We start from the raw sequence: 26,607 nt of genomic DNA on the forward strand, positions 1-26,607 counted from the left end.
AGTGGCCTGCATACGATCCAAGGGACGGTGCCTTTTCGAACGGGGCACGGTGGTGAGACCCTCGGCGGGACGGGCTCCAAGGAGAACAACGGACGGCCCCGCAGGGTGCCGCGTCATCGGAGTTCCTTGACCGGTGTTACGGCGGCGGGGGTGTCGTGCAGCAGGGCTGTGAGGGCCGCTCGGTCCGTCTTGCCGTTCCCGTTCAGAGGCAGTTCGGGGCGGACGTGGAGGAAGGCCGGGACCATGTAGGCGGGCAGTCGGTCACCGAGCGCAGCCCGCAGGGTGCCGGGGTCGGGGTCGTCGCCGGTGCACACGGCGTGCAGTTCGGTCCCGCCGTGCGCGGTGGGCAGCGCGAGGACCACGGCGTCGTGGACGTCGGGCTGGTCGCGCAGCGCGGATTCGATCTCGCCGAGTTCGACGCGGTAGCCGTCGACCTTCACCTGGTGGTCGAGGCGGCCCAGGTGGAGGAGACCGTCCCGGCCGGCGGGGGAGACCCGGTCGCCGGTGCGGTACCACATGCGGGCCGGCACCACGCCCGTCGGCCGGGCGGTGGAACCGGGGAGCGGCGAAGCGGGGTCGGTGGGGCGGTCGCCGTCCAGGTCCCAGAAGCGTCCGGAGTTGTCGGCGGGGTCCAGATAGCCGGGGAAGCGCTGAGGTCCCCGCACGCACAGTTCCCCCTCCTGCGCGGGTCGGCCCGAGGCGTCGAGGACGCGGTGCTCCAGGTGGGGGTAGACGTGGCCGATGGGCACTGTTCCGTTGGCGGTCGTAGGCCAGTTGCCCAGGTCGGTGTCGAGGGCGAACTCCGAGCAGGTGATGGTCAGTTCGGTCGGACCGTAGAAGTTCTCCAGCCGCGATGACGGTGCCGCCGCGTGCCATGCCTGGGCCTGTTGGAGGGTGAGCGGTTCTCCCGCGAAGAGGCTGTGGCGCAGTCCGGGCATGGCGCCGTGGCGCAGCGCTCGCATCCGGCGGGCGAAGGAGATGACCGATGGGACGGAGCACCAGTGGGTCAGGCGACGGTCGTTGACGAACCGCACGGGTGTCAGGATGTCGTCCCGGTTCGGGACGACGAGGGTCGCACCGCCGCCCCACGCGGTGAACATATCGAACACCGAGACGTCGAAGGTGAGATCGAAGGTCTGGGAGAGTCGGGAGCCGGGTCCGACGTCGTAGCGGTCGATGACGTGGGCGAGGTAGGGGGCGACGTTGTCCTGGAGGATCGGTACGCCCTTGGGTGCTCCGGTGCTGCCGGAGGTGAACAGGATGTAGGCGGGCGCGCCCGGTTGCCCGGAGCGGGCGGCCGCGCCGTCAGCTGAGTTGCTGGCCGCGTCGGCCAGGTCGAGCAGCGGTACGGGCAGTTGGTGCGCCTCCCCGCTTCCGTCGGTCAGCACCAGGTCGAGTCCGGCCCGTTGGGCGACGGAGGCGTTGCGGGCGGCGGGCCATGCGGTGTTGAGGGGGACGACCGTGGCGCCAAGCTGTTGGACGGCCAGATAGCCGGCGTATGTGGCGGGCCGCCGGCCGGCCAGGAGACCGATGCGGCGCGGCGGTCCGGGGCAGGCACGCAGGATGCCGGAGGCGATGTGGGCGCTGTACTCGTCGAGTTCGCGATAGGTCAGGGCCTGCCCGTCCGCTTCCAGGGCGACGCGGTCGGGGTGGCGTCCGGCTGATGTGGCGAACCATGCGTGCAGGGTGGCGGGGTGGTCCCCGGGGCGGGTGGTCACCAGGCCGCTCCCGCGCTCACGGCGGCGGGGTGGGGAGTGGCCGCGTGGCCGGGGTCGATCGCGGTGAGGATGCGGTCGAAGGCGGTGCGTACCAGCGAGGCGCGGGGCCTGCCGCGTTCCGCTGACTGAGCGGCGTAGCGCAGTGAGCGGGACAGTTCGCCCCACGCGGCGGCGGTCGCGGGTTCGGCGCGGTGCAGGTACTGGTGGTGGCGTGCCGCGGCCCAGAGGTCCTCGGCGTAGCGGACCAGTGCCTGCGGGTCGGACGGCAGCAGGTCGCGGAGGAGGGCGAGCGAAGCGCCGGTGCCCCGGACCCAGTCGCCGGGGTGCGGATCGTAGCGTCCGGCGCCGTGCTCCAGCCAGCGGTGATGGCCAGGGTCGGGGACCCAGGCGGGGCCACCGCCGAGGGCGTAGGCGTCGCGTTGGTGCAGCACGGTGTCCAGGCCCGGCAAGGGGCTGAGCAGTACGCGCAGTTCGGTTTCGTCGACCCAGCCGCGGTGTGGTGACTGCTGCCCTTCGGGGAGCAGGGCGTCGAAGTCGTCGACGACCAGCCAGCGGTCGTTGTCGCGGGCGGCGAGGCGAAGCCAGTGCGGGACGTCTCGTGTGTGGTGGGAGGGGCTCCACGGCAGGTTGCGGCAGTTGGCCACGGCGAGAACGTCGCCCCGGCGGGCGAACTCGCCCCGGAGGGCAGACAGCGTGTCGTCCCAGCGGCGTGCGCCGCGGTAGCCGAAGTCCGGTGCCACCCGGTGGTGGTGGCTGAAGGCCAGGGTGTCGTCGAGGCCGTCGCGGCGAACGGACAGGTCGAAGCCGACTGCCAGCCGTCGTTCGGCATCGGGGTCGGTGAGGCGGAGGTGTTCCTTGAGGTTGGTGGTGTAGCAGCTCAGTGCTTCAGCGGGCACGGGAATCTCCAAAGGCGCAGCTCACGGGATGGACGCTGAGGTGACGCAGGGCGATCCAGGTGAGATCGCCCGCGGTTCCGGTTCTGGGCCGCACCGGGATGTCGAGGGACCACGGGCGGCCGGCGATACCGGTGCCGTCCGCCTTCACGCAGGCCTCCTGCACGGTCCACACCCAGGCGAACTCCAGGGCGCGCCGGGCGGCCGGCAGCGGGACCAGTTCGGCGGCGCGGTCGCGCAGACACCGGCGGAGCAGGCCGGGCGGCGCGTCCGGGCTGGGAGGCAACTGGACGTCCACGCCCACACGGCGGCCGGGGGCCACGGCGGCGGCCACCAGGTCGCCGTCCGGGGCGTCGTCCGCGCCGTCGTGGGAGAGGCTGACCCCGAGACCGGGCAACCCCTCCAGCAGGGGTCGGCCGCGGGCGTCGGCGGTCAGTGGGATGTCCTCGGTTCCGGGGCACGCGTCGGCGAGCAGGGCCCGCAGCAGTCCCCGGGCGGCGAGGGACTGGCGGCGGTGCCACTGCGGCCTTGCGCTCACGTCCGCCAGGTCGGCGGGGTGGGTGCTCGGAGCGGCCTTGCGCGCCCAGGCCACCCACACGCCGGGTGCCGCCTCGACGGTGACGGGCCGGGTTCGCCGGTCCGCCGGACCGAGGCACGCCGGGGGCATGGGCGCGGTCACGACTGCGCCCCGCGGTGCCGGGACAACAGTGCTTGCGCCTGGTCTGCGACAGAGGCGAGGACGGTCTCGGTGCTGCCGCCGGCGATGCCGAACAGGGCGGCCTCCGCGCGCCGGTGCTGCATGCCTGCGGCGGCGAAGCCGTCCGCACCGAACAGATGCGCGCACACGTCGAGGACGTGGTCGGCCGTCTCCCCGGCTGCCGCCTTCACCAGGGCCGCACCGGTGTGGTCGTGCTCGGCCGCGATGGCGGGTCCCAGGGCCTCCACCAGCGTCTCCAGTTGGCGGGTGCGGACCACAGCGGCGGCGAGCCGCTGACGGATCGCGGGCTGTTCCCACAGGCCGCGATCCGCCAGCCGGTCCCGGGTGTCGGCCAGCGCCCGGCGGCAGGCGGCCACCGCCCACAGGCCGCCGGCGAGGCGTTCCACCGTGATGTGCCGGGCGAACAGGGCCAGGCCGCGCCCCGCGCCGCCGACGGGCACGTCCGCGAGTACGGGCACGCCGTCGAGGTGGACGTGGCCGGCGCCGGACCCCGTGAAGTACGGGCCTGACGCGGCCTCGACTTCCACCCGCGGGTCGTCGGCGGGCACGAGGTACCAGGTGAAGTTGGTGAAGTGAGGGCCGGGACGGCGGCGGGCCAGGACGAGCAGCAGGTCGGCGTGGACCGCGTTGGTGATCCAGCGTTTGGTGCCTCGCAGGACCGTCCCGGCGTCGGTTGTGTCGGTGTGTGTCGTCAGGGCGGTGAGGTCGGAGCCGGGGCCGGTGTCGGTGGCGGCCAGGGCCACGACGGATGTGCCGTCGAGCATCCGCCGGGAGACCTCTGCCAGGGCAGGCTCGCGTCGGCCCGCCTCCGCCAGCAGCGGCAGCACGGTGGCGGCCTGGACGCAGACCGACAGCAGCGGCCCGGTGCCCTCTTCCTCCTCGGTTTGGACGACGAGGTCGCGGAGCCGGTCAGGTATCACCCCGCGTTCGGGCAGTCCCTCCCGGTAGATTCCGCGCAGGACGCCGGTCGCGCCCAGGTGTGCCCACAGCCGGCGTCCGGAGTCCCGGCCCGTGGGCACGGGCTGCGCCACCGGGGGGCCGCCTTCGAGGAGTTCCGCGAGCTCAGGCAAGGCGCACGTCCGCGTCGAGGAGGGTGAGTTTTCCGTCGGCCAGCAGGAGGCGGTCGTTGCTGAAGTTGAGGCTCGCCGACCGTAGGTCGCGCAGGGTGCGCTCCAGTGCGAGGGGTGAGTCGCGCAGGTAGCCGTGGCGCAGTCCGACCGCGTCCACCAGTTCCTGCACCGCCGAGTGGCACTGCTCGGACGCGGTCACCTTCAGGCCGTTGACCAGGAGTTGGACGCGGGGGCGGGAGACGTCCTGGTGCGTGACCGTGTTCAGGGTGTGGGCCAGCAGCGCGGATACGGCCTCCAGGCGGTGCCGTACCCGGGCGAGCCGGGTGAGCAGCAATTCGGAGTCGAGGCAGGCGCCGCCGCGGGTCCGGGCGGAGCGGAGCATGCCGACGGTGCGGGCCAGTGCGCCCTCGGCCGTGCCCAGCCAGGCGGCGCTCCAGCCGAGGTGAGCGAGGGGTCCGAAGGTGTGCGTGACGATGTCGCGGAAGCGGCCGTGCTCGCCCACGACCTGGTGGCCGGGAAGGATGCCGCGCAGGTGGACCGCGCCGCTGTGGCTGGCCCGCATGCCGTGCGGGTCCCAGCCGCCGGCGGAGGCCACCTCCAGCTGGCTGCGGTCGGCGTACACCAGCGAGACGTCCTGTTCGTTCTCGGAGTCCGGGCTGCGCATGGTGACGAGGAAGCCGTCCGCGTGGGCGCCGCCAGTGACGATCGGCGCGAAGCGGTCGAGGAGGAGGTGGCCCTCGCGCTGTTCGAGGGGCGCGGTGGCGGTGAGGAGTGCGCCGCCCTTGCCGGCTTCCGTGGTGACCGACGCCAGGTACACCTCGCCCGCCCCGATCCGGGGCAGGAGTTCGTCGCGCAGTGGGCCGTCGGCGTGCTGGACCAGGGCGGCCACCTGCTGGCAGTGCATCGCGAAGACCATGGCGAGCGACATGTCCTCGCGGCCCAGTCGCCGGGTGGCGGTGAGCATGTCGGCCACGTCGCCGCCGAGTCCGCCCTCGGCGGCCGGCACGAGCAGGCCGAGCAGCCGGGTGCGGCGCAGCGACTCCAGTGCCTCGACGGGGAACACGGCTTCGGTGTCGGTGCGGCGCGCGTGGACCGCGGTCACCTCCGCGGCCTCCTCGACCAGCGGGGCGAGGAGGAGAGGGGAGCCGCCCGTGTCGGCCGGGTCGGTGACCGGGACGGAGGCGGTGGAGGTGGCGGTCACGCGACCGCCTCGGAGGTGCGGGCGGCGTCCACGGCCCGCCACAGCGAGCCGGCGGTGGCGAAGGTCGACTCGTTGAGGTCGTCGTCGGGCAGCGAGACGTCCATCTCGTCCTCGATGGCGAACAGCAGGTCGACCGACTTCATGGAGTCGAGCCCCAGGTCGCGCAGGTCGGTGTCGTGGTCGAGCGGCTGCTCCTGGAGGCGGGGCAGGTGGTCGCGGAGCACTTTCTCGAAGACGGTGTCCATGGCGGTTCAGTCCTTCCGGGTGAGCGTGAGGCGGGAGATGTGCGGTGCGGCGTCGCCGTCGACGGCGACTTCGAGCGGGGCCGGGTGGCCCAGGAAGGCGAGCAGGCTGGCGGACAGCCCGTAGGCGCCGACGTTGGGGACGGCGAGCAGGTCGCCGGGACGCAGCGGGGGCAGCGGGGCCTGGCGCGCCCAGGTGTCGAGCGGGGTGCACAGGGGGCCGGTGACCATGGTGGGCCGTGCTTCGCCGCGCCCTGCGGCGTCGGCGAGCAGGGTCGGGTTGAGCGGCGGCAGGCGGCGCAGGCCGGCCATGCCGCCGAGATGGTTGATGCCGGACTCAAGGACGGCGACGTCCCGGCCGTGCGACCGCTTCACGTCGAGCACGCGGGTGAGGAGGGTCCCGGCGGTGCCCACCAGGTGACGGCCGGACTCGTACGCCGGGCGGGGTGCGCCGTCGCGCCAGCCGGGTGCGGAGGCGTCGAGCAGGTCGGCGAGTCCTTCGCGCAGGCCGCTCAGGTCGGCCGCCTCACCCTCCTTGGCGAAGGGGGCGCCGAAGCCGCCGCCCAGGTCCAAGGTGGTGTCCAGCCTCGCGGTGTGCGGGGCAAGGACGGTGCGGAGGCCGGCCGCCGTGGTGAGCGCCTGCTGGAACTGGGCCAGCAGGTCGGGTACGTGGGTGAGGTTGGTGCCCATGTAGAGGTGCAGGCCGGTGACCTCGACGTGGGGGCGGTCCCCGAAGCGCTCCGGTTCGTCGGTGATCCAGCGCGTGTCGGCGCCGAACTGGGAGGCGACCCCGGTCATGGCGAGGCCCTGTCCGGCGGCGGGGCGGTCGTCGTTGACGCGCAGCAGTGTCCGTATGCGCACGCCCGCTCGGCCGGCGAGCCGGTCGAGCTGGTCGAGGCCGGTGGGGGAGTCGGCGCAGAACTCGCGGACCCCCTGGTGCAGGGCCCGGTCGATGTCCTGGTCGCGTTTGCCGGGCCCGGTGTAGAGGACCTGCCCGGCGTCCCAGCCGGCGGCGAGCGCGGCGTCGAGTTCGCCGGGGGAGCACACTTCGGGCAGGGTCCCCGCGTCCTTCAGGGTGCGCAGGACGTGGGGGTGGGAGTTGGCCTTGAGGGAGTAGTAGAGGTCGGCCGGTTCGGGGAGAGCCTCGCGCAGTCGGGCGGCGTTCTCCCGGACGCGTGCGAGGTCGTACACGTAGGCGGGTGTCTCGGCGCCCGTGGCCAGGGCGGCGGCCACCGCCGCGGGCAGGGCGTCGGGGAGGGTCCCGGCGTCGGGCCCGGCGGTGTCGGGGCGGACGACGGTGGTCGTGTCAGACAAGGCTGGCCACCTCCTGGGCGAGGGCTTTGCGGTCGACCTTGCCGTTACGGGTCAGGGGCAGGGCGGGCAGCGGTACGCAGCGGCCGGGCACCTTGAACTCCTCGATCTCCTCGCGCATGGCCTCCAGGACGTCGGCGGGTGCGCGGGTGGAGACCACCACCAGGCGGGCGGGCGATCCGTCGGTCGGGGGCAGGACTGCGGCCTGTTCCACGCCCTCCACGCGCCGGGCGGCGGCTTCCACCTCGGTGGCGCTGACCCGGAAGCCGCGTTCCTTGTAGATGTCGTCGCGGCGGCCGGCGAAGTGGACGAGGCCGTGGTCGTCGAGCCATCCGTGGTCGCCGGTGCGCAGTTCGGGGAAGAGCCCGTCACGGCGGGGGAACCGCTGGGCGGTCAGCTCGGGGCGGCGCCAGTAGCCGGCCATGACGTGCGGTCCGCGCACCACCAGTTCGCCGATCTCGCCCGGCGGCAGTCGCTCCCCGTCGGCGCCGGCCGCGTAGATCTCGGTTCCGGGCAGGGCCCGGCCGCAGCTGCCGGGGTGTTCCAGGTCCGCGTCCGGTGGGTTGATTGCGGCGCGTTTGCACTCGGTGAGCCCGAACATGAGCTGCACCCGCAGTCCTGGGACGGCGGCCCGCAACGTGGCGAGGGGCTGCGGGGGCATCGCGGCGCCGGTGTTGGTGAGCAGTCGTAGCCGCAGGCCGTGGTCGGGTGAGCGGCGCACCAGTTTGGCCAGGGTTTCGGCGACGGCGGGCACGGAGGCCAGGACGGTGGCGCCCGCCGCCTCGATGTTGCGCAGCAGGGTGGCGCCGACCTCGGCGGGCAGCCCGAGCCGTATCGACGCTCCGCTCAGAGCGCCGAGGAAGACCTGGTAGAGGCCGTAGTCGAAGGAGAGGGGGAGGGGGCTGTAGACCACGTCGTCGGGGCGGTAGGCCAGTTCGCCCTGGATGGCGTGGACGGCGAACAGCGCCTGCTGGTGGGTGCTCACCACGGCTTTCGGGGCGGCCGTGGTGCCGGAGGTGTAGATCAGGCAGACGGGGTCGACCGGGAGGGGGGTGTCGGCGTGGGGCGCGTCGGCGGCTGGTCCGGGGGCCGGGCCGCGCGGGACGTCGGAGAGGCGGGCGGCGGTGATGCCGCGCTCGGCGGCCAGGCGTCGGGCGTCCTCGTCGTCGGCGAGCAGGAGGACGGGTTCGGCGTCGTCCAGCACGTGGGCCAGGGCTCGCCCGCGAGTCTGTTCGTGCAGCAGTGCGAAGGGGGCGCCGAGCCGGGAGGCGGCGTAGACGACGACGGGGACCTCGACGATCGAGGGGGCCACCACGACGACACGTTCCCCGCGGCGGACGCCGAGGGTGCGCAGCCAGTGGGCGGCCGTACGGCTGGCGACGGCTAGTTCGCCGTGGGTGAGGGAGTCCCGCGAGGTGGTGACGGCGGGTGCGTCCGGCGTGTGGTGCGCCGCGGTGTCGATGAGGTCGTGCAGCAGGTTCACGGCGTCTCCCGGTGGGCGCGGGCGGTGATGCGGCACAGGCCGTCGAGGTCGTGGAGGTTCTCGGGGACGAGGTCGGCGGCGTCGAACTCGATGTCCAGCCGTTCCTCGATCCGCTCGACGATGTCGACCATGCGGAAGGAGCCGAAGCCCGGTATCTCGGTGAGGGCGCGGCCCGCCAGCAGTTCGTCGGCCGGGACGCGGAGCACGGCGGCGGCCTCTTCGGCGACGGCCGTGCGCAGCGCGTGTGTGTCCGAGGAGGTGGTGTCCGCAGTCCCGGCCCTGGCGGTGACCGGGTCGGCCTGCCCGGTCGGCGCGGTGAACACGCGGGCGTCGGCGTGCAGGAGTGCGGGGAGCCGTTCCAGTGGGCCGGTGGGCTCCGGTCGGCCGCGCTGGACGCGCCGGTGGGCGAGGAAGGTCTGTTCGGCCAGCTTGCCCCACGCCGTCAGATGCTCCTCGACCGCCGGTGGGTTTGCGTCGGTGGCGCGGCGCGCGGCGTGCAGTCGCCGTGTCCGGGCCAGCAGCCAGGTCTCCAGGGTGAGTTGGGCGAGTGCCTGTTCCCGGTCGGGGTGCTCCCGGTAGGCGCGCACGTACGACTCGACGGCCGCCGCGGTGGCGGGTACGGCCTCGATGGCGTCCTGCGGGACCCCGGCGCGGGTCAGGCCGTAGACGTGTGCGCCGTCGGGCAGTGCTGCGGCGAGCTCTTCCTCGGTGAGGGTCCAGGTGCCCGGCCGGGCTGGGCCGTAGGGGGTGTCGTTGTGGTAGCCGTCGCGCACCACGGCCCGCCCGGAGGGGTCCCTGTCGAGCAGGAAGCTGTGGTCCATGTGGGAGTGGCCGCGGTAGGGCACCCAGGGCAGGTGGTAGGCGTCGGCGATCACGTACGTGGCGCCGGGGCCCGGTGGAAGGGCTCCGGTGCCCGGCGGGAGCGTGTGACGGTGTGTGAGGGACAGACCGAGTGCCTGGGCGGTGCGCTCGACGTGGGCGTCGGTGGCCGCTTCGACGGTCGGCAGGCGGCCGGGACCGTGGTCGCGGGGCGTGAAGTCCAGGCGCGCGCCGAGGACGAGCGGCGACACGCCGTACTCGGCGCGGGCCAGCCAGGCCAGGTTGACCTGGAGGCAGTCCAGTAGCTCGGCGTGCAGGTCCGCCGGCGGGGCGGTCTGCGGGATGGCGGGGGCGGTCATCGCACCTCCTTGAGACCGACGGTGCCGGCGGTCGGCCGTGCGGCGGTCCGGGCGGGCGGGACCGTGAGGGGGCCTGGTGTCGCGTCGGTGTCCGCCGGTGTGGGGAGGGGGGCGAGGCCCGCGACGGCGTCGGCGATCGCCGCGGGGTCGGGTGCGCGGTCGGTCAGTTCGCCCTCGAGGAGCTGCTGGTAGGCGCCGAGGTCCAGGTAGCCGTGGCCGCTCACGCAGACCAGGACTCCGGTGCGGGCTCGGGGAGCGTCGCCGTCCCCTCCGCCGTCGCTCGCCGCGCGGGCGGCGGCAGCCAGGGCGTGTCCGGACTCCGGTGCGGGCAGGGTCATCTCCGCGGTGGTGAAAGCGCGGCCTGCGGTGAGGGCGGCGACCTGGTCCACGGCGGTGGCGCTGACCTGACCCGCGTGCCGCATCGCGGAGATGAGTTTGGCGGCGCCGTGGTAACGCAGGCCCGCGGAATGGGAGTCGGGGATGGCGTACTCGCTCCCGACGGTGTACATGGCCTCGAGCGGGGAGGATCCGGTGGCATCGGTGCGGTCGTAGGCGTACACGCCGCGGGTGAGCTTGGGAGTTGTGCTGGACTCCGCCGCGATCAGGGCCGGTGCTTCGGTGCCCTCGGCGGCGGCCAGGGCGTGGAAGGGCAGGGCGATGCCGCCGAAGTTGGAGCCCGCTCCGACGCAGCCGACCACGGCGTCGACCTCGCCGCCCTGCTCGGCGAGCTGGTCGATGGCCTCGAGGCCGATCACGGACTGGTGGAGGATGCTGTACGTCTCGCCGCTGCCGATGCAGAACGCCGCGCCGTCCGTGCGGGCGGCGTACTCGACGGCCTCGCCGATGGCGAGCGAGAGGCTGTTGCCCGCCGACCGGCCGGAGCGGGCGACCTCGGTGAGGGGGCTGGGGCTGGAGATGACGCGCGCGCCGAGCATCCGCATCAACACGCCCCGGTACGGCTTGCGTTCGAGGCTGCCGCCGACCATGAAGACGGTGCAGCGCATTCCGAAGCGGGCGCAGGCGGCGGCCAGGGCGGTGCCCCACTGGCCGGCTCCGGTGCCGGTGACCAGCTCCCGCACGCCGGCCCGGTGGTAGTAGTAGGCCTGGGCGAGCGCGGTGTTGAGTTTGTGGCTGCCGGAGATGTTGCCGCCCTCGTACTTCACCCAGATCGGCACCCGGGCGCCCACCGCCTCCTCGAAGGCGCGGGCCCGCCACAGCGGGGTGGGACGGAACCGTCGGTAGGCGTCCACGACCTCGTCGGGGATGTCCCAGTACTCGCGTGACTGCAGGCTCTGGCGGACGAGTTGCATCGGCAGGTTCGCCTGGATGCCGGTGCCGTCGGTGGCGGAGTGCTGGGTGCGGTCGGCGGGCAGCGGCTGGTCGAGGTGGGGAAGGACGCTGCGCCAGCGGCGGGGGACCTCGGTCATGCGGCTGCCTCGCTGCTCTGCGCGACGATCGCGGTGATGTCGGCGACGGTGGTGAAGGACCTGCCGACGAACAGCTCGTCGGAGAGGGCGAGGCCGGTCTCCTCCTCGACCTGGACCAGGAGGCTGATGAGGGTGAGGGAGTTGATGTGGAGGCGTTCGCCGTTGAGCGGTTCGTCGTCCGCCAGGCCTTGCGGGTCGACGGGGGGTTCGGAGGCCGACGCGACGACTTTCTTGACGACGCTCGTGAGGTGGGGCGTGGGGTGTGCGTGCTGCATGCCATTCCTTTGCGGGAGCGGGAATTGGGACGGGCGGGCATCCGCCATACGCTGCGCGCATGACCGGACACGGGGGATGACCGCCGACGGGCAGTCGTGTGTGCCCTCCCGGGCGCAGGCAGGGGTGCACTGCTGCACTGCGCCGGAACAGGAAAAAAAGGGGGAGGGGAGAGGACTACGGGTGGTGGCAGGCCGGCCGCGGCCGCGTGGGTGGCGCCGTGAGGGCGCCGGTGGAGCGGGGTGGGTCAGCGGACGGGAGCCGTGACGGCTCTACATCGTTCCGCGCCCGGCGCATGGCGCCTGGACCGGCCGTTGCTGCGAGACGCGGTGAACTCCTGGATGTGCGCGTTGAGTTGCCGCAGGTGCGGTGCGCGCAGAACGCCGAAGTGGTCGGTGTCCAGGGAGCGGACCGAGACGCCCGCGAGGTGCGGTGACCAGCGCAGGGCTTGCTGCGGGTCGTCACTACCGGTGCAGGTGATCAGCAGAGTGCGGCCGGGATGCCGGCCCTCCGCGCGGTAGAGGGTACGGGCCTTGAGGTGGGCGTCGACGGTGCGCTCCGTGCGGGCGAGAGCGTCCGTGTCCATGTGGGCCTCGGCCTCGCTCAGTACCGTGCGGCGTACGGCGTCGTAGACCTCGGGTTCCTTGCCGAGCGGTGCCGGACTGCTGTCGACGAGCACCAGGTCGGGGGTGTGTCCGCCGGGCAGGCGCCGCGCTGTCTCGAAGGCGAGCAGTCCACCCAGGGACCAGCCGACGAACAGGTCGGGACGCGTGGGGAGGGCGGCCACCGCCTTGGCGTAACGGTCGGCCATGTCAGGTATACGTGTGTCCGGCTCCTCGTCCTCCTCCAGGCCGAGCGCCCGTATGCCGTGGACGGGGCCGTGGCGGGAGAGATGGGCGACGAGGCCCAGATAGGGAAGAAGGCCGCCCCCCAGGGGATGAAAGACGACGGTACTGATGTCGCCGGTCCGCCTTCCCAGCGGTAACAGCAGCGGCCTGTCTAAGACGGCCGTCGTTTCGGTCCTCGCGCTGTGGCTCAAGAATTCCCCTGGCTCTTGACCTGCGGTCGGGACCGGTTGGTCTCGACCCGGTGGTGCGTGGAGCGCCGAACAGCCGCGGTGCCTTCGGACGAGGTGCCGTCCTCCGGATGACCCCGGATCTTCGCTGCCCCGAGTTCACCAGCACCGCTTGCATCACACATCAATCAAGGGTAAATGTGACTCAGGTCACAGTCTTTGGTGGAGGGTGAACATGTGATTCTTCTGCGTGTTCGCGCATCGGCCCACGTCACACGCACCGTCTTCCTCGGGTGCCCCGCCCGCCCACCGGCGGGTTCGTGCGAGATCCCAGCCGACCGGACATGAATCGCGCTCACGGGGAACACCTGTCATATCCGGCGCCATCCCGCATCCGTTCGGATCGACACCCCGCCGCCATGCGGCGAAGAAGGGTCGCAATGTCTCACCTCCTCTTCGTGGAGACCACGGGCCTGGGTGTTCAGGCACTCGCCCACGCGAAGCGAAGCGGTCACACCGTGACCTACCTGCACTGCCCCCTCTACGACTTCACCGCCACCCCGGCCCAGCGCGAGGAAGCCATCCACCTCGCCGACCACACCGCCCCCTTCGCCGATCCCCTGGACGGCGATGCCGTGTACGAGGCGCTCCTCGCCTCCGGCGCGGACCCCGAGAGCGTCGACGCCGTTCTCTCCACGCTGAGCTACGGGGCCCAGGCCGCCGCCGACCTCGCCGCCCGCATCGGCGCACGCGGCACCTCGCCGGCCGGCACCCTCGCGGCCCGCGACAAAGGCGAGTGCCGCCGCATCCTGCGCGAGCGCAAAGTGCCGAGCGTCGGATTCCGCGTGGTGACCGACGCCGCCGAAGCCCTCAAGGCCGCCGAGGAGATCGGCTACCCGGTGATCGTGAAGCCGGTTCTCGGTATCGGCAAGGCCGTGACCTCCATCGCCCGGGATCCCTCCGCCGTACGCGCCCACTTCGCCGCCGCGGCTGCGGACCGGGACGAGCTCACCGAGGGCATGGCTCGGCAACTCGACGAGAGGTACCTGGTCGAGGAACTGGTCTCCGGGGACCTGTACTCCGTGGAAGTCGCCGCGTCCGGGGGACGCCTGGTCCCCCTCGTGTGCGCCAGCCGCAAAGTGAGCCAGGAGAACCCCGTACTGGAACTGGGATGCACCGTCCCGTCCGGGCTGCCGGCCGCCGACGAAGCCGCCCTCGGCGACTACGCCGTCGAGGTGTGCCGCGCCCTCGGACTCGACCTGGGCATCTTCCACGTGGAGGTCATGCACACCCCCTCCGGCTTCCGGCTCATCGAGGTCAACCCACGGCTGACGGGCGGCTCCCTGCCCGACACCATCAGCAGCGTCGCCGGAGTGGACGTCTTCGCCCTCCTCGTCGACCTGTTCCTCGGCCGGCCCTTACCCGACGGGCCGCTGCCCCTGGAGGGCGCGGCCTCACACTCGTTCCTCGCCGCCCTGGAGAAGTCCACCGTGCCCGCCCACCTTCCCGACGACTGGTTCGACCCCTTCCTCCAGCGACTGCACTCCGGGTACGCGCGGGTGGGCGCCGGCGACGTGGTGCCGCCCATGCGCACCAACTTCGACTCGTTCGGCATGCTGCGCGCCCTCGCCCCCACGCCCGCCGAGGCCGAGGCGGCATGTTCGGCGGTCAAGACCGACATCGCGGATCTCTTCGGCTTCCCGCTGCTGGCCGAGCGCACCCGCACCCCGGCCCCGCCGGCGTGAGGCGCGCCGACGGCCGGCGGACCACCGCGGGCACGAACAGCAACAGCGCGTCCGGACACCGCGGCCGGACCTCGTCGAACGGAGAAGAAGTGCCTGACGGCCGCAAACACGCCGACGGCGACGCGACGCCGCCCGGCATCCTGCGACCACCAGACACCACCGCCGTACCCAAGGGGCAGGAGCAGGGGAGTCGGCAGGGGAGTGGGCAGGGGAAGGCCGGTAGCCCGGAGGCCTCCGACCGCGTCGACAGCCCGTCGGCGCCGGAACCCCAGGAAGCGCAGGACGTGCCTACGGGGGTGCGGCAGAGGCGAGGCTTCGGGCTCGCCGTGTACCTCACATCTGCGACGCTCGTCCGCTCGGCGAGCGGCGGCGCCCCCGTCGGGCTCGTCTCGCTGACCCTTGCCCGGCCCGGCCACGGCAGCGCCATGCTCGGCGGCATCCTGGCGGCCCTGCTCACGCTGCCCAACGTCGCCGGACCCTGGCTGGCACGCTGGCTGGAGCAGGCCCGCGACCCGAGAATCCGGCTGGCGGCCGCATTCGTCGTCTTCGGGCTGATGCTCGCCGGGACGGGTCTGACGCTGGGCCGGGTGCCCGTCGGTCTGGTGGGCCTGCTGGTCGTCATCGGCGGTCTTTGCGGTCCGCTGATGACAGGAGGACTCAGCAGCCGGCTCGCGCTGATCGTCGGCGACGACACCCGCGCTCAGCGCAGGGCCGAGGGCTGGGACTCCGCGACCTACGGAAGCAGCAACATCGTCGGTCCGGCAGCCGTCGCCGCGATCACCGCCCTGAGCGGGGCCCTGACCGCGGTCGTCGCGCTCGGCGCGGCGGGCGTGGTGGGCGGGCTGCTGATGTTCGCGCTGCCGAAGGAGAACCGGACCGCCGCCGTGAAACAGCGGTCGATGCCGGTACGGGAGGCCCTCGGCGTGATCGCCCGGCGTGGTCCGCTGCGACGGGTCATGATCGCCACGATGATCACGTCGGTCAGCACCGGCGGCGTGATGGTGATCGCGGTCGTCCTCGGCCGCGACCTCCAGGGCTCGGCCGGAGCGGGTGCCGCCCTCGGCGCCGCCTACGGTGTCGGCAACCTCTGCGGAGCGCTGCTGACGGGCGCCTTCCCGCTCACCGGGGAACCGGAGCGATGGGTGCTGCGCCTGATCGCCGCGAACGCCGTCGCCGTCGGTCTCTGCGCGCTGGCGCCCGGTTACGTCCTGGCCCTGACGACCTTCGCGCTGGCGGGGGCGACGAGCGCGGTCCTGTTCACCGCCTCACTGGCCGTACGGTCGGTGTACTCCCCGCCCAACGCCCGAGCGCAGGTGTTCGTGACGATGGCCGGGCTGAAGATGGCCGCCGGATCGGCCGGCACGGCACTGGCCGGCACCCTGGTCGGCATCGGCCCGCGCCTCGCCCTGTGTCTCAACGCCGTCGTGGTCGCCTCGGCTGTCACCATCGCCCTGACCGACCTCCGTCTTACCGGCCGTCGGCCATCCACTGCGGATTCCGATGACACGTCATCGTCGGCGACATAGCGAGAGCGCCGACCGGGCAGGCGCGCGGCGGCGTCCTCGACGCCGTCCGCGGCACCTTCGCAGGGTGCAAGCAGGTTGGAGTGCTTCTCCTGTCCCGACGGGTCCGGCTGGGTGAAGCGCCCGGGGGAGGGGGCGTTGCCGGTGGCGACCCCTGTCGCAGCGGGAGGCCTGCCAGTGGGCTTTGCTGACGCACGTACGGGCAGTCATCCGTCAGAACCTGCACGCCCCCGAGCTGGCGCCGCTTGTGATAGCCGCCGCGCATCACATCTCGCTGAGCTACCTGCACCAGATCTTCAAGAAGGACGCTCCCGGTGAGACGGTCGCGGACTGGATCCGCGACCTGCGCCTCGAGGGCGCCCGACGCGACCTGGCGGACCCCGACCTCGTATCCACGCCCCTCCACACCATCGCTACTCGCTGGGTGATGGCCGATGGTCCGCGCGTCCGACTTCAGGCGAGCCTGCAGCCTGTGCCCGGAACGGCCGGGGTTCGACTTCCCGAAGCCAGGGCCCGCCGCCAGCGGTTCACCGACATCCGGGTCACCCTGAATTGCCGGGCCACCTCCCGGTCACCGGCCCCGGCCTCGATCAGATCAGCGGCCGCAAGCCGGACCCGCTCACGCCGAACTCGTTCCTCAGCCGTCAGTCCTCGCCATCGGGATACTCATCCCTGCGGCATGGCGCGACCCACGGCAGCCGTCACGGCCGCACGTAACCCGCACCCTTAAAGATCTCTTGCTGCAGGCCCCTTTTCCACCGCTGGCAAGGTCTCTCCGGCGTGGTCGGATTGCATAGGAGACCGTGGACGGATTGCGCACGACAGTTGTTCAGGTCCATGGCAACCTCGATCACGCGCGGCCTTCACCCCCGGATCGGCCAATCCGTCCGCTCACCATTGCGGTGAGGGAGGGGGAGAGGGGTGACCAATCGCACATCCTGTGCCGTAACTATTCCCGACCATCGTATGCAATTCAAATAGAGGAATCAGCATGAGGAATCGTTCCATTTTGGCCTTCGCCGGTTGCCTACTGCTGGGAGCCATAGCCACCACCGGCACGGCACAAGCGGCGCCGGCCGAAGAATGGGCGTCCTGCATCACCAATGGTGCTGACGGCAGTTCAAACGTCAGATGGTGGGGCGGCATAACCGAGGAAGTCAGCGTGAGCCTCAACGTCAACGACCTCAGAGCGGACGGAAATCATGTTGCAGTTCGGCTCCTGACCCACGATTCCAACGGAGATCGCCACAACTGGTCGTGGCATCACTGGTACGGCGGCAAGGATACCGGTCACTATTGGGACACAACGGCCCAAGATTCCAGCCAGGGTATTCGCGATGCGGGAGTTCAGGTCGCCCGTTTCGAAGGGGATAACCTCCTCGACTCGTGCACGTCGTGGGGCAACTAACGCTGATGTGATATGCCAGGGGGGCCACTACCTGGTCGCCCTCCTGGCATATATATGGCCACTACGATGCGCGTGGCTGGAATTGACGCCAGGTGCGCGTGGCATTCTCCGGAAAGACTCCCACTCGCCCGCCAATTCGCCCCGCGGTAGCGAGGCAGTAGCTGTCACGGTGGGCCCACGGAGAGGGATGACCTGCCCCATGGGCCGGTCCAGCTGGGCCAGGCGGTTCAGGCCGTGGCGTACCAGGAGCCGGTGCACGGTCGAGGCGGGCAGGCCCAGGCCCGGTCCGAGCCGTGCGCAACGACCGCCGCACGGTGCGGGGTCGTTCGTGGCCTCCTGGAGCGCCCCGCCATCATGAGCGATGAGACGGCCGCCTCGTTCATCCGTGCGTCGACGACCGGGTCGCGAAATCACACGGTCCGGACGACGGTGCCGCCGCCTTCGAGTGCGGTGACCTCGTCGACGGCCGCGGAGGCGTCGGTGACGAGGGTGTGCACCAGGGCCGCGGGGCCGACATGGGCGTAGGCCGTGTGGCCGAGCTTGCTGCCGTCGGCAGCGGCGATGACGCGGCGCGAGGAGGCGATGGCCGCCTTCTTCACCGCGGCGTCGTCCAGGTCGTAGGCGGTCAGGCCGTCGGCCGCGCTCAGCCCGCAGCAACCGATGACGGCGGTGTCGAAGCGGAGGGCGGCCAGGGAGGCCAGGGTGAGGGGGCCGGTGAGAGCCCCCTCGGCGGCGCGGGGCTGGCCGCCGGGCACGACCAGGGTGGCCGGGCCGGGAGTGCCACCGAGCAGGTGGATGGCCTGCAGGGACAGCGGCATCACGGTGACTGGCCGCTCTCGCAGGAGACGGGCGACCTCCAGGCAGGTGGTGCCGCTGTCCAGTAGGACGCTCTCGCCGTCGGCGATGAGCGCGGAGATCTCGGCGGCGATCCGGCGTTTGGCGTCGAGAGCCTCGTGGGCGCGCAACCCGAAGGGGGGCTCCGCGCCCCGGAGCAGCAGGGTGCGTGCCCCACCGCGGACGCGTTCGAGGACACCCTGGGCAGCGAGGGTGTCGAGGTCGCGCCGGATGGTCATCTCCGAGGCGCCGGTCAGCTCCGCCAGTTCCTGGACCGTGGCACCCCCGGAATCCCTGACCACCTTCGCGATCAGCCGGTGCCGGTCTGCGTTGTTCATACCGCGATTGAACACCACCGTAAAATGAACAACAACACTGTTCATTAGCGTGCTTTCCGAACACGACAAATGTTCGCTAGGGTGTTCGGCATGGAACGTTCCCTGCGAGCCGCCCGCGTGGCGACCTACGTGTACTTCGTCCTGTGCGGCGCCTTGATGGGCACCTGGGTGGTGCACATTCCTGCGATCGAGGAGCGCGTCGGCGTCAGTCACGCCACGCTCGGCGGCCTGTTGGTGGTGCTCGGGGCCGGGGCCTTCGTGGGCATGCAGGTGGCGGGCCCTCTCACCGACCGACTCGGCACCCGCACCGTGGTACCCGCCGGCGGCGCACTGTGCGCCACGACCCTGGTCCTGCCCGGCCTCGCCCAGGACCTGTGGACGCTCGCCGCCGCGCTGCTGGTCTTCGGGTTCTGCAACGGCTGCCTGGACGTGAGCATGAACGCCCATGCCGTACACGTGGAGAAGGCGTACGGCCGCCCCGTCATGTCCGGCTTCCACGCCACGTTCTCCGTCGGCGGTGTCCTCGCCGCGCTCGTCGGCGCGGGGGCGGCGGGCATCGGCCTGAACCCGGCCGTGACCATGGCCGTCACGGGGCCGTGAGCGTCGTGGTCGCCCTGGCCGCCCAACGTGCCCTGCTGCCTGCCGCTCCCGCCGTCGGGCGCCCCGGCTCCGCGAAGGAGACCGGCACGTCACCGGCCGTCGAACGCCGCGGCAGCAGGGGTCGGGTCTGGCTGCTGGCGGTCCTGGCGCTGATGGTCATGCTGTGCGAGGGCGCGGCCAACGACTGGAGCGCCCTGCACATGAAGGACGTCCTGGGTGCGCCCGCCAGTACGGCGGCCTTCGCGTACGGCACCTTCGCCGCGGCCATGACCGTCGGCCGACTGCTTGCCGACCGCTGCGCCGCCCGGTTCGGTCCCACGGCGATCCTGCGGTACGGCGCGGCCACGGCCGCCGTGGGCATCACCCTCGTGACCATCTGCCCCTGGATGACGGCCGTGCTCACCGGCTGGGCGCTGTTCGGCCTGGGTCTGTCCGGCTGCATCCCGCAACTGTTCAGCGCGGCCGGGCATCTGGACCCTTCCGCCGCCGGGGCCAACGTCTCCCGCGTCGCCGGACTCGGCTACGTCGGCATGCTCGCCGGCCCCGCCGTGATCGGCTGGCTGACCCACCTCGTCGCCCTCGACCACGCCTTCGTCCTGTTGACCGTGCTGTGCGTGACCACCGCCGTGGGCGCGGGCATCCTGCGCGACCCCGTCGTCGTCCGACAGGGCGGGAGGGCGGACGACCGCACCCGTGAGTGCGAGACGGCAGCCGACACCCGCTGACCGCTTGTGCGGCACGGTCCCTGACAACCGTGCCGCACAAGCCCATGTCTTCCCGGTCGCCATGGGCCGAGGAAGGAAGACCTGAGCAGACCTCAGCCGACCGAAGGAGTCCTCGGTGTCCGAGTCCCCCGCAGTGCCCGTCCGCGGCAGCGTCGGTGTCATGCTTCCGCTCGATCTCCCCGTCGGCGAGGTGCTGCCCTATGTGCGGCGTGCCGAGGAGCTGGGGTTCGACCAGGTCTGGGTCGTGGAGGACCTCGGCTGGCGCGGGGGCGTCGCCCAGGCCGCTACCGTCCTGGCCTCCACCACGAACCTCACCGTCGGGATCGGCATCATGCCCGCCGGCGCCCGCAACGTGGCCTTCGCCGCGATGGAACTGGCCACCCTCGCCCAGCTCCACCCGGGCCGGCTCATCGCAGGCATCGGCCACGGCATGCCGGCCTGGATGCGCCAGGTCGGGTCCTGGCCCGCAAGCCCCCTGACGCTCATCGAGGAGTACGCGAAAGCACTCCGCCTGCTCATCGCCGGCAAGCCGGGTCCCGCGAACGGCCGGTACGTACGCTGCGAGGGCGTGGTACTGACCGAGATCCCGGACATCGTCCCCCCGGTGATTCTCGGCGTCCGCGGCCCCAAGTCGCAGGCCGTCGCGGGCGAGGTCGCCGACGGCCTCCTCCTGGCCGAGCCCGCCGCACCCGGCTACATCACAGCCTCCCTGCGCCACCTGGGCTCCGCCGCGCACCCTCGGGAGATCGTCGTCTACGACGCCGCAGCCGTGGACGACGACGAGGAAGCCGCCCTGGCCCGTGTTCGCTCCGTCCTGGAGTCGGTCGGTGAGCCGCAGTGGGCCGCGCACATCGACCCCCTGCCCTTCGCCGAGGAACTGCGCGCACATCGCGCCGCCAGCAGCGACGCCCGGCAATTCGCCCAGACGATGCCCGCCGACTGGGTCCGTGCGCTGAGCATCGTCGGCACCCCCGCCCAGGCCCGCGCGGCGATCGACGCCCGCCACGCGGCCGGCGCGACCAGTGTCGTTCTCGCCCCGGTGGGCCCCGACCGCCTGGCCGCTCTGGACTCACTCGCCCGCGCTCTGCCGCACCGGCACTGACCCGAACGCCCCCGGACCCCCACGAGAACGGACCCGCATGTCCACCGACCGCCGCCGTATCGTGCTCTTCGACCTCTTCGGGGTCATAGCCCGCCACCAGCGCCCGGGCGCCCTCGAGAAGATGGCCGTCCGCTGCAACACCTCCGTCGACGCCTTCACCACGGCCTACTGGACCCACCGCCCGCCCTACGACGCCGGCCGGCACACCGCATGCGCGTACTGGACCGAAGTGTTGTCCGCGCTCTCCCGGCCCGCCGACGCCGACACAATCGAGGAGCTGCGGCTCACCGACATCGACAGCTGGTCCCGCGTCGACGAGAGCATGGTCGCCCACGTGCGAAACCTGCGGGAGCGCGCCCGGGTCGCCCTCCTTTCCAACATCCCCGCGGACCACGCGGACGCCTTCCTCGCCGCCCAGCCCTGGCTCCATGACCTCGACCACCTCGCCTTCTCCGGAAGAATCGGTGCCGCCAAGCCCGACCCGGCCGCCTTCCAGCACTCCGTCATCGCCCTGCGGTCCGCACCCGCCGACTTCCACTTCGTCGACGACCGCGAGGAGAACGTCCGCGCGGCACAGGCGGTCGGCATGAACGGGCACGTCTTCCAGAGCCAGGACGACCTCGCGGCCGCCCTCGACGCGTGGCTGTGAACCCGACGAGCGACGCTCCCTGTCTCGCGTCGAACCCGGAGGTTCTCGCCACGAGGAACACATACGGCGTGTCCCCCCGCACGCTCCTCCGCTCGGCCCTCCACCCGATGCGCGAGCCGGTCAGATGTCGCCACCGTTGGGGGCGCCACCGGCGTCCACCGTTCCGACGGCGTCGCGAATCTGCCGCCTCAAAGGCGACGGCGTCCACGTTCCCGGAACCGACAGGGCCCGGTTCTCCATTGGCCGGCGAGGGCGGGCCGCTGCAGCAGTTGACCAGGACAGTTCTGGAGTCAGCCGTGGAGGGCGAGATCACCGGCCATCTCGGCTAGGACAAGCACGTCCCGGCGGGCAAGGACGGCGGCAACTCCCGTAACGGCACACGGTCCAAGACGGGTGCTGACGGACGTCGGGCCGGTTGAGACCGACGCGCCTCGCGACCGGAAGCGCGCCATGAATGCCTTCCTCCTGGCCTTCGACGGCCGTCTCACCGCAGGCGAACTCTAGCCACACCAAACCCAGTTACACCGCTCCCTTTACGAACCCGGGGGACGGCCGCGTCCCAGGTCCTGTGGAGCGCACCAGACCTGCTCTGCATCGCCGGCCCGGCGACTTCACCCGCTACGACGTACACGCCCCGCGCGAGCACCGCCGATCGGGCTCCCGTCGTCGTCTCGAACCCACCACGCGGTACGAGCTCAGGCGGTCTCACGACGTAAGAAGGCCACTGCCTGAGCCGCGCCTGTGTGCACTCGAGCGCCGGGGGTTCGATGTCGGAACACCTACGTCTCGGGTGGTCAGTGCGCGGCGTCGAAACGGGCGCGTGCGGTTTGTACGTCGCTTTCGCGGGCGAGCGCCCATTGCCCGAGTGTGATCAGGAGTTCGTGCAGGGAACGACCGAGTTCGGTCAGGGCGTACTCGGCCCGGGGAGGTGTGTCGGCATGAAGAGTTCGGCTGATGAGTCCGTCGCGTTCCAGCGACCGCAGCGTACGAACCAGCATGCGGCGGCTGAGGCCCTGGACCGACCGGTCGAGCTCGTTGAAGCCGTAACTGCGTTGTGCCAGCAGCGACAGCAGCAACGGGCTCCACTTGTCGCCGATCCGGCGCAGCAGCGCCGTCGCCGGACACCTCTCGTGGTCGTCGACCGTGACCGGCACCGTGAGGCCGGCGACGGGTTCGTGTGCCGCAGTTTCGTGGAGGGGTGACATCAATGTGCCTTCTTACGGGACCGACGCGCCGTCACTCATCATCAGGCTACACACACGGCACAAGGAGCTTGTCTTGATCGCAGTGAGCGGAGCCTCGGGAAATCTGGGCCGTTCGACCGTCCGTCATCTCCTCCAACGCACCGACGCCGCACGGGTGTTGGCGCTGTCCCGTACCCCCGACAGGAGCGTCGGCCTGGGCGTGGGCACGCGGCATGGCGACTTCGACGAACCGGACGCGCTGGTGCGGGCCCTGGACGGGGTGGAGCGACTGCTGATCATCAGCATCGCTACCGACGACCGGCTGCCCAGGCATGCCCGGGCGATCGACGCTGCCGCGAAGGCGGGCGTGGGCCACGTCGTCTTCACCTCTCTCACTCGCGCCGGCGACCCGGGCCACCCCAACCCCCTCGTCCCCGACTACGGGGCCACCGAACGGCTGTTGGCGGAATCCGGACTGCCCTTCACGGTGCTGCGCTTCAACGTATGGGTCGAGATGCTGACACTGGTCGGGGTGGCACCCCGGGCCGTGGCCGCGGGCGTCCTGCCCAGCAACAGCCGAGACGGACGCATCGCTCACCTCACTCGCGATGACAGCGCCGCAGTGGCCGCCGCCGTCCTGGCCGAGGGCAGCAGCCAGGGAGAGATCCTCGAGGTCACCGGGCCACAGGCAGTGACCGACGCCGATGTCGCCGCCGCGCTCAGCGAGGCCACCGGCCGCCGCGTGCGCTACGAGGAGGTCTCCGACGCCGATCACCCCCAGCGGCTCGTGGACCACGGCTTGCCCGAGCCCTTCGCCCACGCCTGGAGCGCCGCCGGCATCGCCAAACGTCATGGCTGGTACGACATCACCACCCACACGGTCCAGCGGCTCACCGGCCGCCCGGCCACGTCGATCACCGACTATTTCGCGGCGCACCGCGCCGAGTTGGTCAGCTGAGCCGGGCGCCGAAGTATCTGCACGGCAAGCCCCGTTGCATGAAGCTCATGGCTGGGTGAGGACCGGGGTTCGGAACGGTTCGAAGGTGGTCCGGCCGTACACGGCCCTCTTGAGCGTCTTCAGCAGCCGTCGGGCCTTGGCGCCCACCTGACCCCCGCGTCGCCCGTTGCCAAGCGCGGCAGTTGGCCGGGCGTGGGACATCATCCAGGCGGGGGCACGGCCTCCCGGTTGTGTCCCGGTAAGTGGTGGGGGTGCTGCGCGTCCCGTGGTGTCAGTGGCGGGGGGTTAGGTTCTGCTCGTGAGGGGCTGCCATATGGCGGACCACGGTACGGGGAGGGCGGCGCGATGGGCCGGGGGGAATGCACAGGGCGGGCTGCGCTGGATAGCCGATGACTATCCGATCAACTTCACGCTCACCCTGAGCGAGAATTTTTCGCCGCGCGAGCTGCTGCGCAGCTAGGTGCCCAGGAGCAGCATATTGTCCCGCTGACTCGCTCTGCGGCACATGAGTTGCTGACCAGGGACGAAGAGGACCACATCAGTGAGCTTGAGTTCCTGGACTGGGACGAAGCGGCCGTTGCCCGCCTCATCGAGGGGGGCTTTCTGCCTGTTCCGCCCAGCACCATCGTCCGGGCGGGCGCGGTGGCGGGTTGGGCGTATGCGCTGGAGGAATTCCACCCCCATACAGCCAGCTACCTCGCGGCGCTGTCCCGGCGGGGGCGGGCGTTTTCTATCCACCGCAGCGCCAAGGGGTTCAGCCGGATCGGCTATGCCCTCCACGGCGAGCTGGTGACGTCCTTCGAACCCGGCCTGCCGCACCTCACCCATGGGGCACCAGCCGACGAGGCGCTCGGCTTCGTTCACCACGGACACGAGGCGGGCGATGTGGCCTTCCTCCGGTTCCTGGAGGACGAGCTGTGCCTCTGCCTGGCCTGGGAGGAGACGGAAGCAGAACTGCTCGCAGTCGCATTCACCTGACGCCAGCATCCGATGGCCACGGGGGCTGTTCGTGCCGTGGCCACCACGTGCAGCGCAGCGTCCGGAAGATGGCCGCCCCGCCACAGATCCACACCAGTGAGGGGCATCTTCGTGTGCCTCGCCGGCATCGCGAGGACGCGACGGCGAGTTCCTCGGGCTCGGATCTTTCGTTGCCAACGCCCGCAGGAGGATCGCCAAGCGTGGCCCAGGGTGGCCGCTGCGTAACCCTGACTTGGTTGGCGTGCACGGCGAAGAGGGCAAGGAGGAGCGAGCCGGGCCGAACGGCCCGGTTCGTCGTCTGTTCCCCGGAGGGCTGGCGAATTACCCGAGCGCAGAGCTGCTGGGAAGTACCAGTGTCGAGTGCGTGTGGAGCGTGATGTGCACCGGGGTGAAGGTGGTGGCGTCTACCGGGGTCTCACCGGTGCCGGGATTGCGGGCGTAGCGTGGGTGGGCGCCTCCGCTGATCTGCCAGCGTATGCGGTGGCCGACGGGGAAGCGGTGGGCGGTGGAGCTCATCGGCACAGTGACCTGCGAGGGCGTTTGTTCGGCCGTCCGTAGTCGGCCGAACCCGTCGCAGATGTTGACGGAGCGGCCTTGTGGGTCTACGTCGCACAGGCGTGTGAAGACATCGGCGTGCCCGGTGTCCGTGGAGATGGTCAGCCGTGCGGAGACGGGGCCCAGGATGTCCACGGGCTCGGTCAGTGGTGGACCGGTGAATGTCAGGACGTCGTCTCGGGCCTCCAGAGTGGCGTTGTTCCGGGGACCGGCGGTGCGGGAGAGCAGTGGGCCGCCCAGCGAGGGGGTGGGGTCGGCCGGGTCGTAGCGGAACGCCGCCACGGGTGCGGACTCTGCGGGGGCCTGCTGGGTGAGGTACCCGCCGGGCATGGGGTACCACGAGGTGGCAGCCGCGGCCGGCGGCCAGTCGTCGAGGTCCCGCCAGGTGTCTTCGCCGCCGATGTGCACACGTACCGTGGTGGGACGCAGGCCGGAGGGATCGGCGTACAGGTGGGCGCGGAGCCACGCGAGGCTTTCGGCGAACACCTCGGGCCATCCTTGCTGCAGGGCCGAGGTGTGGGTCCAGGGACCAACGAGCAGGGCGGTCTCACATCCGGCTTGGCGCAGCCGGTCGTACTGCTCGAAGGTCTGGTCGGCCAGTGCGTCGTGCCATCCGGTGATCAGAGCCGTGGGCACGCGGAGCCGCTCCGCGGACTCCGCCAGTGAAGCGCCGTGCCAGTAGGCGTCCTTGGCGTCCGGGCGTGTCATCACGTCTTCCAACCAAGGCAGTTCGCTACCGAAGGCTGACACGTATGCCCCACGGAGGGGCTGTGCGGTGGTGATGTCGCGCAGGCGGCGCTGCAAGCGCAGCGTCGCCTTGAGGAACGGTGCCATGCCCTGGTGCTGGTAGTTCATGCCCACGCCCACGGCGAGGGCGTTCTCCAGGCGAAGCGCACCGCCTGCGTGGAACAGGGCGTAGGGATCGTGCAGCCCTACTTGCACCACCATTGCCTTGAGTTCTGGCGGTGGGTCCAAAGCGAGGGCCCATTGCACGTAGCCCAGATAGCTGGGGCCGACGGTCCCCAGTGTTCCGTTGAACCAGGGTTGTTCGCGCAGCCAGGACACCGTGGCCTGGCCGTCCGCGGCCTCGTTGCGCCACAGATCGAACATGCCGCCCGAACCTCCGGTGCCCCGGCAGCTCTGGAGGATCACGTGGAAGCCCTGTTCGGCGAAGAGCAGGCCGAACTGGGGTGACCACGGCAGACCTCGGCCATAGGGAGAGCGGACCAGGATGGTGGGGAAGTCGCCCTGGTCGCGCGGGAAGTAGTGGTCCGTGATCAACGGGCTGCCGTTGGCGGCCGGCACCGACAGTCCCGGCTCCCATCCGACCTCGTGCCGTTTCGCCGGCAGACCTCGCCAGGTCGCCCTCAACATCCGGGAGGACAGCGGCGGTCTTCCGGCGGGTGGCACCCAGGCTGGTCTGGCTACGGCATCGGGCGTGCGTGATGGCATCGTTCCCCTCCTCTATTCTCGTACGAC

Annotated in this window: 23 protein-coding genes and 4 pseudogenes; 10 read left to right on the forward strand and 17 right to left on the reverse strand. The window is 71.5% G+C overall.

Annotated elements, in window-relative coordinates; translation table 11 throughout:
* Positions 1 to 113: 113 nt before the first annotated feature.
* The 12 genes from ACH41F_RS37140 to ACH41F_RS37195 all read right to left on the reverse strand — a co-directional run bounded on the left by ACH41F_RS37140 (position 114) and on the right by ACH41F_RS37195 (position 12,553).
* Entirely contained in the window at positions 114 to 1,718 is a 1,605-nt protein-coding gene (locus ACH41F_RS37140; protein ID WP_398839494.1) for an AMP-binding protein, read from the reverse strand.
* Positions 1,715 to 2,614 (reverse strand): hypothetical protein, encoded by a 900-nt coding sequence (locus ACH41F_RS37145; RefSeq protein ID WP_398839495.1) that lies wholly within the window; start codon positions 2,612 to 2,614, stop codon positions 1,715 to 1,717. Before ACH41F_RS37145 ends, ACH41F_RS37140 begins: the two co-directional genes overlap by 4 nt.
* Positions 2,604 to 3,290, reverse strand: a complete 687-nt coding sequence (locus ACH41F_RS37150; protein ID WP_391231451.1) for a 4'-phosphopantetheinyl transferase superfamily protein — start codon at positions 3,288 to 3,290, stop codon at positions 2,604 to 2,606. The genes ACH41F_RS37145 and ACH41F_RS37150 overlap by 11 nt, the downstream gene beginning before the upstream one ends.
* Positions 3,287 to 4,399 carry an acyl-CoA dehydrogenase family protein gene (locus ACH41F_RS37155; protein ID WP_398839496.1) on the reverse strand — a complete coding sequence of 371 codons (1,113 nt, stop codon included), beginning with the start codon at positions 4,397 to 4,399 and terminating at the stop codon, positions 3,287 to 3,289. The genes ACH41F_RS37150 and ACH41F_RS37155 overlap by 4 nt, the downstream gene beginning before the upstream one ends.
* Entirely contained in the window at positions 4,392 to 5,600 is a 1,209-nt protein-coding gene (locus ACH41F_RS37160; protein WP_398839497.1) for an acyl-CoA dehydrogenase family protein, read from the reverse strand. The genes ACH41F_RS37155 and ACH41F_RS37160 overlap by 8 nt, the downstream gene beginning before the upstream one ends.
* Entirely contained in the window at positions 5,597 to 5,845 is a 249-nt protein-coding gene (locus tag ACH41F_RS37165) for a phosphopantetheine-binding protein (RefSeq protein WP_398839498.1), read from the reverse strand. The genes ACH41F_RS37160 and ACH41F_RS37165 overlap by 4 nt, the downstream gene beginning before the upstream one ends.
* Before the next feature lie 6 nt (positions 5,846 to 5,851).
* The gene (locus tag ACH41F_RS37170; RefSeq protein ID WP_398839499.1) at positions 5,852 to 7,156 is read right to left on the reverse strand and encodes a type III PLP-dependent enzyme; all 1,305 of its coding nucleotides are present in this window, start codon (positions 7,154 to 7,156) and stop codon (positions 5,852 to 5,854) included.
* Positions 7,149 to 8,636 carry a class I adenylate-forming enzyme family protein gene (locus tag ACH41F_RS37175; protein ID WP_398839500.1) on the reverse strand — a complete coding sequence of 496 codons (1,488 nt, stop codon included), beginning with the start codon at positions 8,634 to 8,636 and terminating at the stop codon, positions 7,149 to 7,151. The genes ACH41F_RS37170 and ACH41F_RS37175 overlap by 8 nt, the downstream gene beginning before the upstream one ends.
* On the reverse strand, positions 8,633 to 9,814 hold the full coding sequence (locus tag ACH41F_RS37180; protein WP_398839501.1) for an acyl carrier protein: 1,182 nt from the start codon (positions 9,812 to 9,814) through the stop codon (positions 8,633 to 8,635). Before ACH41F_RS37180 ends, ACH41F_RS37175 begins: the two co-directional genes overlap by 4 nt.
* The gene (locus ACH41F_RS37185) at positions 9,811 to 11,241 is read right to left on the reverse strand and encodes a TrpB-like pyridoxal phosphate-dependent enzyme (protein WP_398839502.1); all 1,431 of its coding nucleotides are present in this window, start codon (positions 11,239 to 11,241) and stop codon (positions 9,811 to 9,813) included. Before ACH41F_RS37185 ends, ACH41F_RS37180 begins: the two co-directional genes overlap by 4 nt.
* Entirely contained in the window at positions 11,238 to 11,516 is a 279-nt protein-coding gene (locus ACH41F_RS37190; protein ID WP_398839503.1) for an acyl carrier protein, read from the reverse strand. Before ACH41F_RS37190 ends, ACH41F_RS37185 begins: the two co-directional genes overlap by 4 nt.
* 245 nt (positions 11,517 to 11,761) lie before the next feature.
* Positions 11,762 to 12,553 carry an alpha/beta fold hydrolase gene (locus ACH41F_RS37195; protein ID WP_398839504.1) on the reverse strand — a complete coding sequence of 264 codons (792 nt, stop codon included), beginning with the start codon at positions 12,551 to 12,553 and terminating at the stop codon, positions 11,762 to 11,764.
* A 416-nt stretch (positions 12,554 to 12,969) separates the two neighbouring features.
* Between ACH41F_RS37195 and ACH41F_RS37200 the strand changes: the two genes are divergently transcribed.
* The 3 genes and pseudogenes from ACH41F_RS37200 to ACH41F_RS37210 form a co-directional block, all read left to right on the forward strand.
* Positions 12,970 to 14,274 carry an acetyl-CoA carboxylase biotin carboxylase subunit family protein gene (locus ACH41F_RS37200; RefSeq protein ID WP_398839505.1) on the forward strand — a complete coding sequence of 435 codons (1,305 nt, stop codon included), beginning with the start codon at positions 12,970 to 12,972 and terminating at the stop codon, positions 14,272 to 14,274.
* A gap of 89 nt (positions 14,275 to 14,363) precedes the next feature.
* Positions 14,364 to 15,800: an MFS transporter gene (locus ACH41F_RS37205; RefSeq protein WP_391231467.1), complete on the forward strand. Its 1,437-nt coding sequence runs from the start codon at positions 14,364 to 14,366 to the stop codon at positions 15,798 to 15,800.
* A 199-nt stretch (positions 15,801 to 15,999) separates the two neighbouring features.
* Positions 16,000 to 16,221, forward strand: a pseudogene (locus ACH41F_RS37210) (AraC family transcriptional regulator); the annotation flags it as partial.
* Between the two features lie 29 nt (positions 16,222 to 16,250).
* Here ACH41F_RS37210 and ACH41F_RS37215 read toward each other — a convergent pair.
* A complete protein-coding gene (locus ACH41F_RS37215) occupies positions 16,251 to 16,361 on the reverse strand; it encodes a hypothetical protein (RefSeq protein WP_391231469.1) in 111 nt (36 codons plus the stop codon).
* A gap of 427 nt (positions 16,362 to 16,788) precedes the next feature.
* Here ACH41F_RS37215 and ACH41F_RS37220 point away from each other — a divergent pair, with 427 nt between their 5' ends.
* Positions 16,789 to 17,205, forward strand: a complete 417-nt coding sequence (locus ACH41F_RS37220; RefSeq protein WP_398839506.1) for a hypothetical protein — start codon at positions 16,789 to 16,791, stop codon at positions 17,203 to 17,205.
* Positions 17,206 to 17,391: 186 nt separating this feature from the next.
* Here ACH41F_RS37220 and ACH41F_RS37225 read toward each other — a convergent pair.
* Together ACH41F_RS37225 and ACH41F_RS37230 are read right to left on the reverse strand one after the other, a co-directional pair.
* Positions 17,392 to 17,549 (reverse strand): annotated as a pseudogene (locus ACH41F_RS37225) (IS481 family transposase); the annotation flags it as partial.
* A gap of 66 nt (positions 17,550 to 17,615) precedes the next feature.
* A complete protein-coding gene (locus ACH41F_RS37230) occupies positions 17,616 to 18,377 on the reverse strand; it encodes a DeoR family transcriptional regulator (RefSeq protein WP_391231472.1) in 762 nt (253 codons plus the stop codon).
* Positions 18,378 to 18,446: 69 nt separating this feature from the next.
* Between ACH41F_RS37230 and ACH41F_RS37235 the strand changes: the two are divergent.
* From ACH41F_RS37235 to ACH41F_RS37250, 4 genes and pseudogenes are all read left to right on the forward strand, one after another.
* Positions 18,447 to 19,702 (forward strand): annotated as a pseudogene (locus ACH41F_RS37235) (MFS transporter).
* Positions 19,703 to 19,817: 115 nt separating this feature from the next.
* The gene (locus tag ACH41F_RS37240; RefSeq protein ID WP_398839507.1) at positions 19,818 to 20,804 is read left to right on the forward strand and encodes an LLM class flavin-dependent oxidoreductase; all 987 of its coding nucleotides are present in this window, start codon (positions 19,818 to 19,820) and stop codon (positions 20,802 to 20,804) included.
* Between the two features lie 37 nt (positions 20,805 to 20,841).
* The gene (locus ACH41F_RS37245; RefSeq protein WP_398839508.1) at positions 20,842 to 21,453 is read left to right on the forward strand and encodes an HAD family hydrolase; all 612 of its coding nucleotides are present in this window, start codon (positions 20,842 to 20,844) and stop codon (positions 21,451 to 21,453) included.
* A 230-nt stretch (positions 21,454 to 21,683) separates the two neighbouring features.
* Positions 21,684 to 21,894, forward strand: a pseudogene (locus ACH41F_RS37250) (transposase); the annotation flags it as partial.
* 353 nt (positions 21,895 to 22,247) lie between these two features.
* Here ACH41F_RS37250 and ACH41F_RS37255 read toward each other — a convergent pair.
* The gene (locus ACH41F_RS37255) at positions 22,248 to 22,658 is read right to left on the reverse strand and encodes a winged helix-turn-helix transcriptional regulator (protein ID WP_391231480.1); all 411 of its coding nucleotides are present in this window, start codon (positions 22,656 to 22,658) and stop codon (positions 22,248 to 22,250) included.
* Between the two features lie 82 nt (positions 22,659 to 22,740).
* On the opposite strand from ACH41F_RS37255, the gene ACH41F_RS37260 reads away from it, so the two are divergent.
* Both ACH41F_RS37260 and ACH41F_RS37265 read left to right on the forward strand, forming a co-directional pair.
* Positions 22,741 to 23,595: an NAD(P)H-binding protein gene (locus ACH41F_RS37260; protein WP_391231563.1), complete on the forward strand. Its 855-nt coding sequence runs from the start codon at positions 22,741 to 22,743 to the stop codon at positions 23,593 to 23,595.
* 510 nt (positions 23,596 to 24,105) lie between these two features.
* Entirely contained in the window at positions 24,106 to 24,573 is a 468-nt protein-coding gene (locus tag ACH41F_RS37265; protein ID WP_398839509.1) for a hypothetical protein, read from the forward strand.
* Positions 24,574 to 24,894: 321 nt separating this feature from the next.
* On the opposite strand, the gene ACH41F_RS37270 is transcribed toward ACH41F_RS37265, so the two are convergent.
* A complete protein-coding gene (locus tag ACH41F_RS37270; RefSeq protein WP_398839510.1) occupies positions 24,895 to 26,580 on the reverse strand; it encodes a CocE/NonD family hydrolase in 1,686 nt (561 codons plus the stop codon).
* Between the last annotated feature and the right edge of the window lie 27 nt (positions 26,581 to 26,607).

Origin of the sequence: Streptomyces sp. NPDC020489 (genome assembly GCF_044386545.1) — a bacterium.
Lineage (GTDB): Bacteria > Actinomycetota > Actinomycetes > Streptomycetales > Streptomycetaceae > Streptomyces.